Source organism: Marinilabiliales bacterium (genome assembly GCA_007695015.1).
Lineage (GTDB): Bacteria > Bacteroidota > Bacteroidia > Bacteroidales > PUMT01 > PXAP01.
In genome coordinates this window covers 92,388-106,250 of the sequence record REEN01000029.1, presented here as the reverse complement: position 1 = coordinate 106,250, position 13,863 = coordinate 92,388, and the positions used below count along the sequence as shown (strand labels likewise).

Here is a 13,863-nt window from a genome sequence, read left to right as displayed (position 1 = left end):
AAAATGATAATAAAAAAAAATTTCTGTATCCTATTATTAACCGGTGTTATCCTTGCCGGGGGAAGAGCAGCTGAGCCTCCGGCTCCGTTGATCTCCACATGCGGCAACGAAGATCCGAAGGAGATCACCTCAAACTTTCCTGTCCCGGTTCTGTATACTGACAGGGACATATACATTGCCGGTGAATACCTGTACTTTTCAGCAAAACTTCCGGGACCCGTAATACCGGGCGAGACCGGAAGGCTGGCCTTTATAGCACTCAGAGGCTCAGGCGGCAATACCGTTAAGAAAGGCATAGCAGCGGTAGACCGAGGATATGCATGGGGAGGCATCTACCTGGATGATACACTGTCAACCGGCATCTACCAGATCATCTGTTTTGAAGGCACTGCAACAGCCGGTGTCAGTCCCATACCGTCAGGAAGGGAGGTGATGATTGCAAACCGCTTTGACAGTGACATGGATGAGTTCATAAAATCCTCCGGTTATTTAAAGGGTAATGAAAGAAGAAGTCACGATCCAAAATATACCCCGGAAGAACCCAATATCAGGATCAGCAGCAACAGAAAACGTTACGGGACAAGAGAGCCGGTAATAATAAGCCTTGAGACGGAACCTCACAACGAGTACCCGGTATGGGCATCGCTGAGTGCAGCAAGAGAGGAGACCCTCCTCTGGTGCCCCGATGGCATTTCTGCCGGTGAACATGGCAGTCCGGATCCAAAGGGTAACAGTTCTGAACGCCACCAGCATACCGCAATACGGGGAGGACTGCAAATAAGGGGCATGGCAAGGTCGAATGAAACCGGAGCCCCAATGCCCGGTCTGGGACTTTTTCTCACTATGGCAGGAGAGATGGTCAACCTCTACCACACAGTAACCTGTTCGAACGGAACATTCAGCTTTGTGTTGAATGATTACCATGAGACCAGCCAGGTGTATATTAGTCCCCAAACCCCTGAAATGTCAGGCATTTGCTCAATTACACTGAATGATGAGTTTGATACTGCCCCTCCTTATATCCCCGGAAGGGGAATCAGAGCTCTTCCGTCAACGGAAACAATAAAAAAGAGCCAGGATATCACGACGATCAACAAACTTTTCGGCATTTCATTGCACCATGAAAAGCCCGGCCCTGATCCATGGCAGTTTCGCAGGCCGCTGCTTTACTCAAGGCCGGCCAACAGGGTGTTCCCTGAGAACTTCATCCCGCTTGACAATCTGATGGAGATCGCCCGGGAGCTGGTGCCCCAGTGGCAGATGCGTTACAGGGGGGACAGACTTGTTTCACGACTGGTAAATTCCCGGACCGGGACCTATTTTGATGATGCCCCGGCCCTGTTTCTGGATGGGGTTCATATCATGAGGCCCGAGGATATTATCCACCTCGGTTCGCAAGATATTGGGGTCATCGAGGTGCACAACTATCCCTGGAGGTATGGAGATGCAGAATTTTCGGGGATCATATCCATAAAAAGCACCAACGAAGCATACCTTGATGTCACTTCCTCAGGCCCCTATATAGTTGCAGATATTCCTGAAGTGATACCCCGGTCAACTATTATGCCGCCGGCCTATGAGGAAGACCCCGAAAGGAATGATCCTGATTTCAGACAAACACTCTACTGGGAACCTGAAATCATCTTCAGCTACGGGGAGGAAAAAAAGGAGCTGAGATTTTATTCAGGAGATCTTGCCGGAACATATATCGTGAAAGTCGAAGGTCTTTCCAGCTTTGGTAATCCTTTCAGCGAATATTTAAAAATAGTTGTAGAGTAAATTGTTTAACTGATGTCATACATTAAAATAACAGCCCCGGTAATTGCACTTATGTTTTTTGCCGCATTGGTATCCGGCCAGGATCCCGTCGCGCCTCTCCCGGGAGAGATTACGCAGCCCGGGGGGATGTTCAGGGGAAACCCGTACTTAATTGATGAGTGGCTGGATGGTGAAATAATACTCAGCAACGGATCCATTGTTGGCAACATAAAACTGAAGTACGACGGATACCGTGATGATGTTCTCTGGCTCCATGAAAGAAATATGCAGCACATAATACTTGACCGCAGCCAGTTATCAGGATTCACACTTACCATACCTGAGACCGGAGAAAAACTGCAATTCAAAAAGATTGAACGTGCTGCACTTGGATTGCCGGGCATGGGAGACCTGTTCGTTGAGGTGCTGTTCAGTGATACTGTTTCTCTCTATGTCCACAGGAGAATAGTGAAGATCAGGGACATCTACGAGAGAAGGGGCCGCTCCAGATATATCTTCGCCGAAATTGAATCAGATCCTGTATATTACTTTTTGCTTCCTGGAAACACTGCGATAAGGCTTGACAATATAAACAGGAGATCTCTATACAGGGCCTTCCCTGAGAAGAGAAATGAGCTCAGGCAACTTCTGCGCAGGAGCCGGAGGACAGGGAATGACGAACAGGCACTGGTAGAAACAGCTATCTACCTTAACAAATTACTGGGTAAATGAGCAAGGCAGCCTCAGGCTGCCTTGCGGTGTGGTACCACCTGGAATCGAACCGGGCCGAGCGTTAAAAATCAGCCCGGGGGGCTGATTTAGCGAGGAGCCAGGCTGTAGCGGGAGATCGATTCCAGGGCTGTAAAACAGACAAAGGCAGCCTCAGGCTGCCTTGCGGTGTGGTACCACCTGGAATCGAACCAGGGACACACGGATTTTCAGTCCGTTGCTCTACCAACTGAGCTATGGTACCTTTAAGGGACTGCAAATATATTAAAAAATCATTTTGTAAAATAATTTTGCAATCGAACCCCCTTTATTTAGACGCGGTAAAAATTGTCCGGTTCAGGCAACCTTGCCACCTCCCGCCAGGACAGGGACCCGCATCATTATTCTTACACACCATCAGGAACCTTTGAGGCGTAAGCACAGGCATTTACATATCCGCACAGGACCGGCAAGCAGTCTGCTCCGGGGCCAGGATCCGCACCACTGTCAGTGTGCATCTATTCCGTGGTACATAAAGAGCAGGTGGTCCATCGTCTTAACTATCTCTGTCATATACTCGTTAACCGCCCTGACGCTTCCGGGAAGGGTGTAGACAAAGGCAGACCCCATAAGTCCGGCCACCCCCCTGCTGAGAAGTGCATTGGGCTTATCGGCGCCATACTTCACCCTGATCATCTCCATAATACCAGGTATCTCCTTGTCAAGCATCGGCCTGACGACATCCGGACAGATATCCCGGACACCGACACCGGTGCCGCCTGTAGTTATAATAAAGTCATACTGCCCCGTGCAGGATTTCTCCAGCAGATCACGCAGCTTCACCGCATCATCAGGCATAATAACATTATCAGTCTGTATTCCTCTTTTAAGCTGTTCAAAATGCCCCTCCAGAAAACTGTTAATGGCGGGACCGCTCCTGTCTTCATATTCGCCGCTGCTGGCCCTGTCGCTCAGGGTGATCACCAGAAAACGGTAGAGACGGGGCACATATTCAATACGATCGCCGGCTTTAAGCCTTCCTCCCCTGATTACCCTGGCGAACACCCCCTCCTTTGGCATCACACAGTTGCCGGTCTCGTTATAAATGGCGCAACCCGTACCATGGCATTTCTTGCCGATCTGGGTTATCTCCAGCCCGGCATTTTCTGATACGATCCTGTCTAATGGCAATGCGTCTTTAAGCTCCAGCCCCCTGGTGGTAATGTTTTCTGCAAACTCACCCGGCCCGGGCACCCTTCCCAGCTCCTTTGCAAATCTCTTTACACTCTCCTCTCCCAGCAGGCTTACCTGCCTGTGCCAGAATCCGGCATGAGCATCACCCTCAATTCCTTTGTCACCCAGTTGAATGAACGGTGCGGGTTTTTTTACGGTACCCTTGACCTCTGATATGTTTACAGAGACTACTGTCAGTGTTTTTCTTTTCATCATAAATTGAATCAGAACCTCCTTACCTCCCACTTTTTTATTTCATTCAGTGCGACATCACCGTCACCCATAGCACGCAGCTGCCTGACATCTTTTCCTTTGCAGGAAGTAAACCATCTGACAACAATATCTACAATGTCAGGATAATCATCAAACAGCTCCTCGTATGTTACCGCCTGTATGACACGCAGCGTTTTACTTGCAGGCACGGCTAAAACAACCGGATCAGTAAGCCTGTTGCGCGGCCCTTCGTCATCGTCGAAATAGAAGACCAGTACCGGCACAACCTCTATAAGTGTGCCTGTGGGAAGAGATTCGCAAATGACCATTATACCGACCGGCCGGCCGTCACCACCCAAAACCGGATCGGTGAATGTCCCGGGCACAAAGCCATAGTTGGCAGGAAAAGGCAAAAAATCAACCATCTCCCTGCCTGTATGCTCCTGCTGCCCGGTAATGAATGCACGCTGTCCGGGGTCCCATGTTATTATCCGGTTTGTTCCTGCCGGTATCTCTATTACAGCGTTTACATTATCGCCTGAAAAAGATGGTGTCCTGCTGAAGTCATATGTCTTCCGGTTGCCGCAGCTGCACAGCACCCATACCAGGATGACCGGTAGCAGAACCATGAGCTTTGATTGCGGGGTAAATGATTTTTCCATTACCGGACCTCCTTTTTTGATTTTCCGGTCAGCGATATTCCCTCTATCACCATTGTCTTGTCGGCCGATTTGCACATGTCGTATATAGTAAGCAAGGCAATACCGGCAGCGGTAAGCGCCTCCATCTCAACGCCGGTTCTGCCCGTACACCTGCATTCCGTCCTAACCTCAATGCCGTCATCCATTATTGAAGCTGTAACAATTACCTGCGACAATTCAAGGTTATGGCACAGGGGGATAAGGGCAGGTGTCTGCTTTGCCGCCTGAATTCCTGCAATCTCGGCCACCTTCAAAACATCACCTTTTTTTATACTGTTCAGGCGTACAAGCTCAACCGTCGTGGGCTGCATCCTTATAAAACCGCGTGCCGTCGCAATCCGCAATTGCTCGGATTTGTGGCCGACATCAACCATCGCGGCCCTGCCCTTGTTGTCGGTATGTGTCAGTTTCCTGTCCATTCTGGTCATCCTCCGATATTATAAAAATGATCTTTACTGCATGCAGTTCCATGCTCCGGTTTGTATGTAACCGCGGCAAGCAGGGCATTTCGCGCCCCGAGGGTGCGTACATCAAAGCCTATATCGCTGAAAAGGCAGGGCTTGACTTTGCCGCTGGCAGTCAGCCTCAGCCGGTTGCACCTGGAGCAGTCGCCACCTTCACCTCCTTCGACAACCGAAAACTCACCGCCGTCGAGGTCCATCTGGTGGATAAATCTAACCTGAAGCCCCCTGTTTTCTGCAAACTCCTTTACGGCCCCGGCGTCGGATGAACCTGAAAAACCGGTCGAACTGTTAACTACACAGTTTATCTTTACCGGGCCAAGCCCGGCCGACAGAGCGGCATCTATACCCCTTATCACATCGTCAATATTGCCACCCGAGGTAAGCTCACTGAACCTAGACCTGTCCATTGTGTCAAGGCTTACATTCACCCGCATCAGTCCCGCCTCCCGAAGCGGGCCGGCAAATCTTTCAAGCAAAATACCGTTGGTGGTCATTGACAGATCTTTTATCCCTTTTACGGAAGCAATCATACCCGTAAGTTTCACTATATCCCTTCTAACCAATGGCTCGCCGCCGGTTATCCGCACCCTGTCAATTCCCATGGCAGCGCCCTCGCGAACAACCTCTGCTATTTCGGCGAAACGCAGGATATCTTCATGCCTGAGCATAACAAAATCACCACAGGGCATGCAATACCGGCACCGCAGATTGCACCTGTCCGTTACCGAAACGCGCAGGTAATTTATCCTCCTGTTATAACTGTCTAACATCAACCAAATCTCCTTTTTTGTATGAAAAGACACCTGCAGGCATTGCCATCAGTCCCCATGCATCAGTAAGCGCATGTATATGGGCCGAACCATGATATTCCACAGGCATCACCCCGCCTCCTTCAGTTACAATTACCGGCGACCATGCCACCCGGTCGGCTTTCTTTCTGCTGTAGTCGACTGCAATGGGAAACCGCAATACCGGGGGACGGTAATTATGGCCGCTCATGGTATAAACCAGGGGCTTAACCAGAAGCTCAAATATGGTGAATGATGAAACGGGGTTGCCAGGCAGCCCGAAAACAAAAACATTTTCCCTGCGCCCGAACACGGTCGGACGGCCCGGTTTTACCGCCACCTTTTCAAAAAACAACTCAAACCCGGCTTCTTTGAGAACATGGGGAACAAAATCAAAATCGCCCATCGACACCCCGCCGGTAATAAGCAGAACATCGTTTTCCTTCATAGCAGCTGTAACGGCTGCCATTGTTTCGTCAATGCTGTCGCCTGCAATCCCCCTGTAGTCTCCGGCACAGCCGGCAGCAGCCACCTGGGCCATCAACTGACTCCCGTTGCTGTTACGTATGGAGGTGCCCTGCGGTTTAATATCCGGCTCAACGATCTCGTCGCCCGTTGTCAGAACAGCAACCCTTGGTTGCCTGTAAACAATTGGGCGGGTACAGCCTGCCGAAGCAAGAATTGCTATATGCTGCGGCCTGAGAAGGGTCCCTTTCTCAAGGGCAACGCTGCCCTCCCTCATATCCTCGCCCTTGAATGCAATGTTCACGGCTGTTTTGCCCCCTGTAAATCTGATATGATCTTCTCCCTCATTAACGGTATGCTCAACCATTACGACACAATCTGCTCCATCGGGGACACGGGCACCTGTCATTATCCTCGCACACATTCCCGGCCCGATCCGCTCTTGCGATATATCACCCGCCTTTATTGTTTCAGTCACCCTGAGCCTGGACCCAAGGTCTTCACGCCTGCAGGCAAATCCGTCCATTGCCGATTTGTTAAAGGGCGGCATGTCGGTATCTGATATGACATCCTCTGCAAGCACCCGGCCAACTGCCTCACTGAAAGGGACCTTTTCATCCCTCATTCTTACAGCATTTCCTCCAACAATCCTGAGGGCTTCTTCTAACGATTTCATAGACATCATATTTTTTTACTGAACGCCATACAAAAATAAGCAATTATACTCACCTTACCTTGCTGTCCGGGCCGGAGCTCAGTCACCGTCAAGATGCCAACCCTTTTCATCCAGTATGATCCTTTCAGGCTGCGGGTCAAATGATGCGCCGTCTGAACTGACCGTAACATCTGCCAGATGGATGAGATCTGCAACGCTCTTCATAGTGTCCTCATCACCCTCCCTCCTGACCATTATGAAGAGGCCGGGGCGGACTATCTTTCTGAGCCTGGCAGATTCGGCCAGAATAAAAGCATGCTGGCCGACGGCCTTTAAAAAGTGGTCCAGCGCCTCTTCCAGGAACTCATCCCTTGTCCGAAGATAAAATGCCCTGGCTGCCCCGGCCAGCAGCATCTTCGAGCTGTCCTTCACACCGTCACGGCAGGTCTCCTCAATCAGCCGGAATTTCTCGGGCGGGGGGCCATGCCGGCCGTGACAGGTGTCATTACCGGGTTTTATGCCGGATATTTTCAGGGTAATGATCTCCTTATCGCCCGACAGTCTGCCGATGATACGGCACAGATACTCTGTTTTTCCGGCATTGCGGCCTGTACCGCCTGCAATAAGCATATTCTTCAACACCCTCATCTTCTGATGTATTTGATTGCCGATGCCTTCAGGCTGACCCACACTTTTTTTCCCGGCACGAGTCCCAGTGATGCCACCGACTCTTCCGAAACCAGCACACCAAGCTCCATGCCTGTATCAACCATTACCTCGGTCCCGACACGCGCCGGCTGAACGGACATGACCGTTGCCGGAAAATTATTCACGGCCGAAGTGGATGGTTTTGAAACCGATATAACAATATCTTCAGCCCTTACCACCACAAAACCTTCACCAGGAGGTTCATCGCTAAGCAGGTTAAACCTGATGCCTCCTGCAATAAAGTTTCTCAGCCTGCCTGTATCACCAACCAGGATACCGCCAAAAATATTCCTGATACCTACAAACCGGGCAACAAATTCGGAGCCTGGATTTAAAAACACCTCAGCAGGAGTTCCCGTCTGCACCACCGTGCCATTCTCAATCACGCCTATCCGCCCGGCCAGCATTGCAGCCTCCTCATAATCATGTGTTACATGAATGATAGTCTGTCCGCCGCCGTTTATCTCTCTCAGCAAAGCCCTGAGGTCGGACCTGAGCTGAACGTCAAGCGAAGAGAGCGGCTCATCCAGCAGCAGAAGCTCAGGCTCCGGGGCAAGGGCTCGTGCAAGTGCCACCCTTTGCTGTTCACCCCCGGAAAGGTTACGGGGTGATCGTTTCAGCAGGTGGCCCACCCTCGTTATCTCCGCAAGCTGACCTACCCGCCGGAGCACCTCCTTGCCTCCAATACCCGCCGACACCAGCGGGTATGCAATATTCCTGTAAACGCTCATATGGGGGAAAAGGGCCGAATCCTGGAAGACCAGTCCCACTCCCCGCTTCTGTATCTTTTCGTTCGTAATATCCCGGCCGTTCAGTATCACGCGCCCACCGTCAGGCCGTATCAGTCCCCCCACAACCTGCAGCAGCACACTCTTCCCTGACCCCGACATACCAAGGAGCACAAAGTACCCACCCGGGTCAGCTTCAAAGCTGATATCCCTCAGCTCAAATTTGCCCAGTCTGACCGATATGTTTTCAACTTTCAGCATTGTCATATTTTGATGAAAGCATGCGAAGCAGCACAAAAAAGGCAAGGCAGACACAGATAAAAACGACCGCCACGGGCCGTGCATATGCAAGTCCGAATGCCCCGAACCTCTCATATATAAGTACCGGAGTGATCATCGGGTGGTACGCTACAATCACAACAGCGCCAAACTCACTCATACCCCTGGCCCACATCATTATCATTCCCGAAACAATTGATCGCCAGGCAAGCGGCAGGCTTACAGTGAAAAAGACACGAACCGGAGAGGCGCCCAGAACGAGAGCGGACTTTTCCAGTTTTTCGGGCACCGCCGCAAAGCCGTCCCTTGCCGCGTTGATTAGGAACGGGATGCTTACGAATGCCATCGCCAGTATAATGCCGGCTGCACTGCCCACGAAGCTCAGTCCCACACTCTCCCCCAATCTCCCCACCACGGTATCTCTCGACACGAACCCCAGTATTGCTATGCCTGCTGCCGAATGGGGTATGACAACCGGAACGTCGATAATGGCTGATACCAGTTTCTTAAAGGGAAACTTCTTCCTGGCAAGGATCCAGGCGAATGGTATGGCGGCTACACCGAATATAATGGTGGCAAGCATAGAGGTCCACAATGTAAGTCCTATGCTTCCAGCCACCTCCCTGTCGGCAGCCGTTTCAAAAAACTCTGCCGGCGAGGTGGCAATGAACATCCCGGCAAGAGGCGCTATGATAAACAACAGCACCAGTCCCCCAAGAAGAATAAACACCAGTCTCATCGTATCAAGCCCTCGCATAATGATGACATATGAACTTTATCACTCTGACTTCACAAACTGCCTGAGACTCTCAGGCACCATCCCGTATGTTGAAGACACTGCCGGCACAATGCTGTTCTGGCCGTTTCGTTCCATGATGGCCTGTCCATCCCCCGAAAGGAAAAACCTTACAAACTCCTCTGCCAGTATGCTGTTCCGGGTTTTAAGAGGGATGGTAATGCCGTATATCATCGCCTCACCTGTTTCCGTCATAGTCTCTCCCGGGCGGGTTCCCCTGACCTCGACGCTCGCCCTGGCGTACCAGTCGTTCAGTCCGGCATCCTTCAGGTTAAGCTCGCCGGGAAGCTCCACGAACTGCAACCGGTGCTGCTCAGCGACCGAACGGTACAGGAAGATATAGTCGAGTACGTTCTTCTCAAGCAACGCCAGCAGCTCGGTCTCCTTGGGCCTTATCATGTTGCGGTGCCGCGAGAGAAGCCTGTCCGAAAGGCCCGGCTCTTCATAATACAATTCAGCCAGCCGGGTAACAAATACCGACCTCACCCCGCAGGGATCCGAATCGGGATCCGACCTGCCATAGACAACATCATCCCTCAGCAGCACCCGGTACCAGTTCTCAGAATTAATCTCATCACTGTAGCGCGACCCGGTGTTGTAAACGATTGCCATCTCGTTACCCGCAAAGGGAATGTTCCACGAAGCATGGCCGGGTATCAGGAATAAGTCTATTACATTGTAATCGGCTGATATAAAGATATCGCAGGGCACATCCAGGTCGCTGATCCTTCTTGCTCCCGCCTTGCTGCCCCAGGCCTCGGTAAGGACCCGCACTCCCGGGTTGCGAGCCCCGAACGAATCGGCTGCTTCGCGCACGGGCACCGATAGGCTGCCCGCATGGATGATCCTCAGAGTTTCGGGGCGGCCGTTGCATGAATGCAGCCCCCCAACCAGGCAGAATAAAACCAATACACGAAAATATACAGCCCCTCTTAACATCTGTGAATGTAATAAAAAAAGCCCGGAAGGAACCCCTGCCAGGCTTTTGAATAAAGTAAGCTTTTTAATCCTCCTGGTGGTCCTTAACCATCTCTATCAGCTCAGGCAGGTCCATCCCCAGTTTTTTAAGGTGCTCTATTTTCGGAATACCGTTCTTTGTCCATCCCCTTCTCTGGTATACCGCATCAACCAACTGCTGATAGCGGTCTTCGCGGTACTTCCGGTGGAGGGCTATCTTCTCTTCGGTGGACTTACCCTCCGGATCAATGTTCATAATCTCCTTGAGCTGCTTGTCATATCTCTCCTGCCTCGATTCATACTCTTCTACCGTTACCGGTCCGGCAGCCCTGTAAGGCTGTGCATCATGCTCCCTTGTACCGAACCCGCGGCGCAGGTTGAATATCCGCTGGAAGTTGTAAACCCGCTCCGACTGCCTGATAAGCTCCTCCTTGTCGAACGGCTTGCCGGTAACTGCCTTGTAAATAGCAATGTAGTTGTCGACATGCTCAGGCACCTTGGCAGGCTCATCGGTCTCTGCATTGCCTTCAGGCTCAACGTCGTTCCATGGCAGCTTGCACAATCCCACCAGTCCGAACCATGTACGGAACATCGGAAAGTAGTGAAGCGCCTCGGCCTTGTCTTCGAACGTCGGTATCTGGTTATTGACCATATCCATGAATATCAGCCACGCCTCATCGTGCTGCGGGCCCTTGTTGGTCAAAGCGTAACCGCCCTGCTGGGCAAGAGATTCCTTCGACATGTACTGGGAGTACTCAAGTCCTTTGTTCTCCATTGCGATATCCTGGAGGAGGGCAGCATCGCCCCATCCTTCAGCGGCGAACATCTCCTTCATCTTCCGTACTCCAAGTCCGGCAATCTTCCCGAAACCCTCGCCCCGGGCAAGCATGTGAAGCAGCTCCATAGCCGAGTCGGCATTGCCGAAATTCAGTTTCAGTCCCCCGGTCCTCTCATCATTAAGTATGCCGCTCTCATAGCAGTCCATTACAAAGCCAACCACGGTACCCCAGGTAATGGTGCATATGCCGTATGTGTCGCAGTAGAAGTTAGCCTCAATGGTAAAGTCGGGGTTGAAGATGCCCAGGTTTGAGCCAAGACTGGCAGCCGTCTCATACTCAGGTCCGTCGACTATTACCTTCTCTCCCTCATAGGGGCCTGTACGCAGTTCATAATCATCCACTCCCTTGGCGCACGACATGTTGCAACCGATCCAGCAACCGTCGGGCACTCCCTGGGTGAAGAGCGACTTGTACACGTCTGAGTGAATGTTGCCCGCATCGGGGTGTGAGCCGAACTTAAAATTGTTTACCGGTATCAGGTCATAATCGTTCATAACATTTGTCAGGTGGGCAGTACCCTTGGTGCGCATCTCGGCCTGCTCGTCGTCAAAGCGGCGCATCTCTTCATTAAACCGCTTACCTCGCTCGCGTATCGCTGCCAGGTCAACCACGTTGTTGGCATTGCCCCTTATACCCTCAACTTTTGCAACTATTGCTTTTACACGCTTATCGCGGAAAACCGTGCCGATACCTCCGCGACCTGCCTGCTTCAGCCTGATCTTCTTTCTCTTGGGGTCGTAAAAGGTGAAATTGAGCATGCCGATCAGAGAATGATCAGCCGCAGCTCCGGTCGACACAATACCTATGTTTTTCTTGTCCCTCTCATCGTCGGCAAACATCTCGGTAAGCTGTTCGGTGATCACATGTGAGTCCAGGGCCTCTTTCGGAGCCTCGAATATCTCAACCCTGCCTTTTACACCGTCGATGTATATAATAACGTCATTTTCAGCCTTTCCCTGCAGCTCGAATGCATCGAACCCCGAAAACTTCAGGAAGGGGCCAAAAAAGCCGCCTACATTGCTGTCCATCACCGAGCCGGTCTGGGGCGACAGTGACACCACGAGCGATTTGCCTGCACCCGAATACTGCGTGATGCCACAGATCGGGCCGCCGCTTATTATGATCTCGTTCTCCGGATCGTTCCATTTTGTATCGGGAGCGGTGGCATCCCATAAGAGTTTCAGTCCGTATCCCCTGCCGCCCACAAACTTCTCCTTCATTAGCGGGTCCACATCCTTTTCCTTTATCTCGTTACCGCTCAGATTCACATAAAGTATCTTGTCGGTGTACCCCCTGTCAATGGGGGTTTTACTGTAATCATATCCTGCAAGCAGCTTGTGGCTTTGTTTCAGTTCCTGAACATCCATACCGGTTGGTTTTTGAGGTTGACCCTGGTTAGTATTAACAACTGATTTGTATTCTGTTTTGGATTGATAAAATTAGATCAATGGCCTTAGCTTTCAAATGACTATTATCATACCAGCGACCTGGCTGCAGCCATTTTTTTTATTCCTTCCATTGCGCGTTGTTCCTGGTATTTGTTATTTTTGAAACGGGCAAGTATAATGCAAAAGTGCAAGCAAATGCAAAAAAGAACATTTGAAGAGATCAGAACAATTCTTGCCGGTAAAACAGTGGGCATTGCAGGTGCCGGGGGACTCGGTTCCAACTGCGCCGTTGCGCTTGCCAGGGTGGGAATGGGACGTATCATAACGGCTGATTTTGATACTGTAAGCGAAAGCAACCTTAACCGGCAATACTTCTTCAAAGACCAGGTGGGGATAAAAAAGGTCCTCGCCCTGAAGGAGAACATCGCCAGGATAAATCCGGAAGTCCTGGTTGAGGCTTTTGACATAACCCTGGGCCCGCTTAATATTCCGCAGATATTTGTTGATTGCGAAGTGATAGTCGAGGCCTTTGATCTGGCCGCCATGAAGGTGATGATAGCCGAAACGGTGCTGGAGAAGATGCCCGGCAGGATACTTGTTATGGGCAGTGGCGTTGCCGGATACGGCAACAACGAGGCAATAAAAACCGTTAGATCAGGAAACATATATATATGCGGCGACCAGGAGAATGAAACAGATGAAAGCCTGCCACCGCTTGCACCCAGGGTGGGCATTGTAGCCAGTATGCAGGCCAACCTGGTTTTGGAAATCCTGCTGAAAAATATTTAACCATGCATATTACACTCAATAACAGGAAAGAGGAGTTTGACAGGAGCACCATGACGGTACGCGAGCTGCTGGATGAGAAAAATTTTACATTCAAGATGCTCGTGATAAAGATAAACGGCCAGCTTGTCAGAAAAGAGGATTACGAAAAAGCAGTTATCAGCGATGGCGACGATGTAAGCGTAATACACCTTATATCGGGAGGCTGACCGGCAAACGTATTCAGGCCAGGACACACCCTTCATAACAAATTGGCGGCGAAACGGTTATGGTCAGGCTCTTTGACGTCAACAAATTTTCCCGGAATTTGTTATAATCATAAGGGACCCGAACATACATGCAAACAATAGCAGGCTGGAGGCCCGGACAAATATGTTTATGATGAGTAACACCTTTA

Annotated in this window: 14 protein-coding genes and 1 tRNA gene; 4 read left to right on the top strand and 11 right to left on the bottom strand. The window is 50.9% G+C overall.

The window, feature by feature from the left end:
• Nucleotides 1–3 precede the first annotated feature (3 nt).
• Nucleotides 4–1,779 (top strand): hypothetical protein, encoded by a 1,776-nt coding sequence (locus tag EA408_02545; protein ID TVR74602.1) that lies wholly within the window; start codon nt 4–6, stop codon nt 1,777–1,779.
• 51 nt (nt 1,780–1,830) lie between these two features.
• Nucleotides 1,831–2,490 carry a hypothetical protein gene (locus EA408_02540; protein ID TVR74601.1) on the top strand — a complete coding sequence of 220 codons (660 nt, stop codon included), beginning with the start codon at nt 1,831–1,833 and terminating at the stop codon, nt 2,488–2,490.
• A gap of 168 nt (nt 2,491–2,658) precedes the next feature.
• Here EA408_02540 and EA408_02535 read toward each other — a convergent pair.
• The 11 genes from EA408_02535 to EA408_02485 form a co-directional block, all read right to left on the bottom strand.
• Nucleotides 2,659–2,731: transfer RNA gene (locus tag EA408_02535), tRNA-Phe, on the bottom strand.
• 242 nt (nt 2,732–2,973) lie between these two features.
• Nucleotides 2,974–3,912 carry a molybdenum cofactor synthesis protein gene (locus EA408_02530; protein ID TVR74648.1) on the bottom strand — a complete coding sequence of 313 codons (939 nt, stop codon included), beginning with the start codon at nt 3,910–3,912 and terminating at the stop codon, nt 2,974–2,976.
• A gap of 11 nt (nt 3,913–3,923) precedes the next feature.
• Nucleotides 3,924–4,574, bottom strand: coding sequence for a hypothetical protein (locus EA408_02525; GenBank protein ID TVR74600.1), 651 nt, complete (start codon nt 4,572–4,574; stop codon nt 3,924–3,926).
• Nucleotides 4,574–5,032: a cyclic pyranopterin monophosphate synthase MoaC gene (gene moaC, locus EA408_02520; protein ID TVR74647.1), complete on the bottom strand. Its 459-nt coding sequence runs from the start codon at nt 5,030–5,032 to the stop codon at nt 4,574–4,576. The genes EA408_02525 and moaC overlap by 1 nt, the downstream gene beginning before the upstream one ends.
• Before the next feature lie 5 nt (nt 5,033–5,037).
• Nucleotides 5,038–5,847 (bottom strand): radical SAM protein, encoded by an 810-nt coding sequence (locus EA408_02515; protein TVR74599.1) that lies wholly within the window; start codon nt 5,845–5,847, stop codon nt 5,038–5,040.
• Nucleotides 5,831–7,015, bottom strand: a complete 1,185-nt coding sequence (locus tag EA408_02510) for a molybdopterin molybdenumtransferase MoeA (protein TVR74598.1) — start codon at nt 7,013–7,015, stop codon at nt 5,831–5,833. Before EA408_02510 ends, EA408_02515 begins: the two co-directional genes overlap by 17 nt.
• A gap of 69 nt (nt 7,016–7,084) precedes the next feature.
• Nucleotides 7,085–7,633: a hypothetical protein gene (locus EA408_02505; GenBank protein ID TVR74597.1), complete on the bottom strand. Its 549-nt coding sequence runs from the start codon at nt 7,631–7,633 to the stop codon at nt 7,085–7,087.
• On the bottom strand, nt 7,630–8,796 hold the full coding sequence (locus EA408_02500; protein ID TVR74596.1) for an ABC transporter ATP-binding protein: 1,167 nt from the start codon (nt 8,794–8,796) through the stop codon (nt 7,630–7,632). Before EA408_02500 ends, EA408_02505 begins: the two co-directional genes overlap by 4 nt.
• The gene (locus tag EA408_02495; protein TVR74595.1) at nt 8,669–9,457 is read right to left on the bottom strand and encodes an ABC transporter permease subunit; all 789 of its coding nucleotides are present in this window, start codon (nt 9,455–9,457) and stop codon (nt 8,669–8,671) included. Before EA408_02495 ends, EA408_02500 begins: the two co-directional genes overlap by 128 nt.
• Nucleotides 9,458–9,478: 21 nt before the next feature.
• Entirely contained in the window at nt 9,479–10,435 is a 957-nt protein-coding gene (locus EA408_02490) for a tungstate ABC transporter substrate-binding protein WtpA (protein ID TVR74594.1), read from the bottom strand.
• 64 nt (nt 10,436–10,499) lie between these two features.
• Nucleotides 10,500–12,659: an aldehyde:ferredoxin oxidoreductase gene (locus EA408_02485; GenBank protein TVR74593.1), complete on the bottom strand. Its 2,160-nt coding sequence runs from the start codon at nt 12,657–12,659 to the stop codon at nt 10,500–10,502.
• 198 nt (nt 12,660–12,857) lie between these two features.
• Between EA408_02485 and thiF the strand changes: the two genes are divergently transcribed.
• Nucleotides 12,858–13,469 (top strand): sulfur carrier protein ThiS adenylyltransferase ThiF, encoded by a 612-nt coding sequence (gene thiF, locus EA408_02480; protein ID TVR74592.1) that lies wholly within the window; start codon nt 12,858–12,860, stop codon nt 13,467–13,469.
• A gap of 2 nt (nt 13,470–13,471) precedes the next feature.
• Entirely contained in the window at nt 13,472–13,675 is a 204-nt protein-coding gene (gene thiS / locus EA408_02475) for a sulfur carrier protein ThiS (protein ID TVR74591.1), read from the top strand.
• Nucleotides 13,676–13,863 lie beyond the last annotated feature (188 nt).

Bases quoted from the DNA above. Each gene is read 5' to 3' on its own strand.
- thiS (TVR74591.1), top strand. From the start codon at position 13,472: ATGCATATTACACTCAATAACAGGAAAGAGGAGTTTGACAGGAGCACC.
- EA408_02530 (TVR74648.1), bottom strand. From the start codon at position 3,912: ATGAAAAGAAAAACACTGACAGTAGTCTCTGTAAACATATCAGAGGTC.
- EA408_02490 (TVR74594.1), bottom strand. From the start codon at position 10,435: ATGTTAAGAGGGGCTGTATATTTTCGTGTATTGGTTTTATTCTGCCTG.
- EA408_02545 (TVR74602.1), top strand. From the start codon at position 4: ATGATAATAAAAAAAAATTTCTGTATCCTATTATTAACCGGTGTTATC.
- EA408_02510 (TVR74598.1), bottom strand. From the start codon at position 7,015: ATGATGTCTATGAAATCGTTAGAAGAAGCCCTCAGGATTGTTGGAGGA.
- moaC (TVR74647.1), bottom strand. From the start codon at position 5,032: ATGGACAGGAAACTGACACATACCGACAACAAGGGCAGGGCCGCGATG.
- EA408_02485 (TVR74593.1), bottom strand. From the start codon at position 12,659: ATGGATGTTCAGGAACTGAAACAAAGCCACAAGCTGCTTGCAGGATAT.
- EA408_02500 (TVR74596.1), bottom strand. From the start codon at position 8,796: ATGAGAGGTTCGGGGCATTCGGACTTGCATATGCACGGCCCGTGGCGG.
- thiF (TVR74592.1), top strand. From the start codon at position 12,858: ATGCAAAAGTGCAAGCAAATGCAAAAAAGAACATTTGAAGAGATCAGA.
- EA408_02515 (TVR74599.1), bottom strand. From the start codon at position 5,847: ATGTTAGACAGTTATAACAGGAGGATAAATTACCTGCGCGTTTCGGTA.
- EA408_02505 (TVR74597.1), bottom strand. From the start codon at position 7,633: ATGAGGGTGTTGAAGAATATGCTTATTGCAGGCGGTACAGGCCGCAAT.
- EA408_02540 (TVR74601.1), top strand. From the start codon at position 1,831: ATGTTTTTTGCCGCATTGGTATCCGGCCAGGATCCCGTCGCGCCTCTC.
- EA408_02525 (TVR74600.1), bottom strand. From the start codon at position 4,574: ATGGAAAAATCATTTACCCCGCAATCAAAGCTCATGGTTCTGCTACCG.
- EA408_02495 (TVR74595.1), bottom strand. From the start codon at position 9,457: ATGCGAGGGCTTGATACGATGAGACTGGTGTTTATTCTTCTTGGGGGA.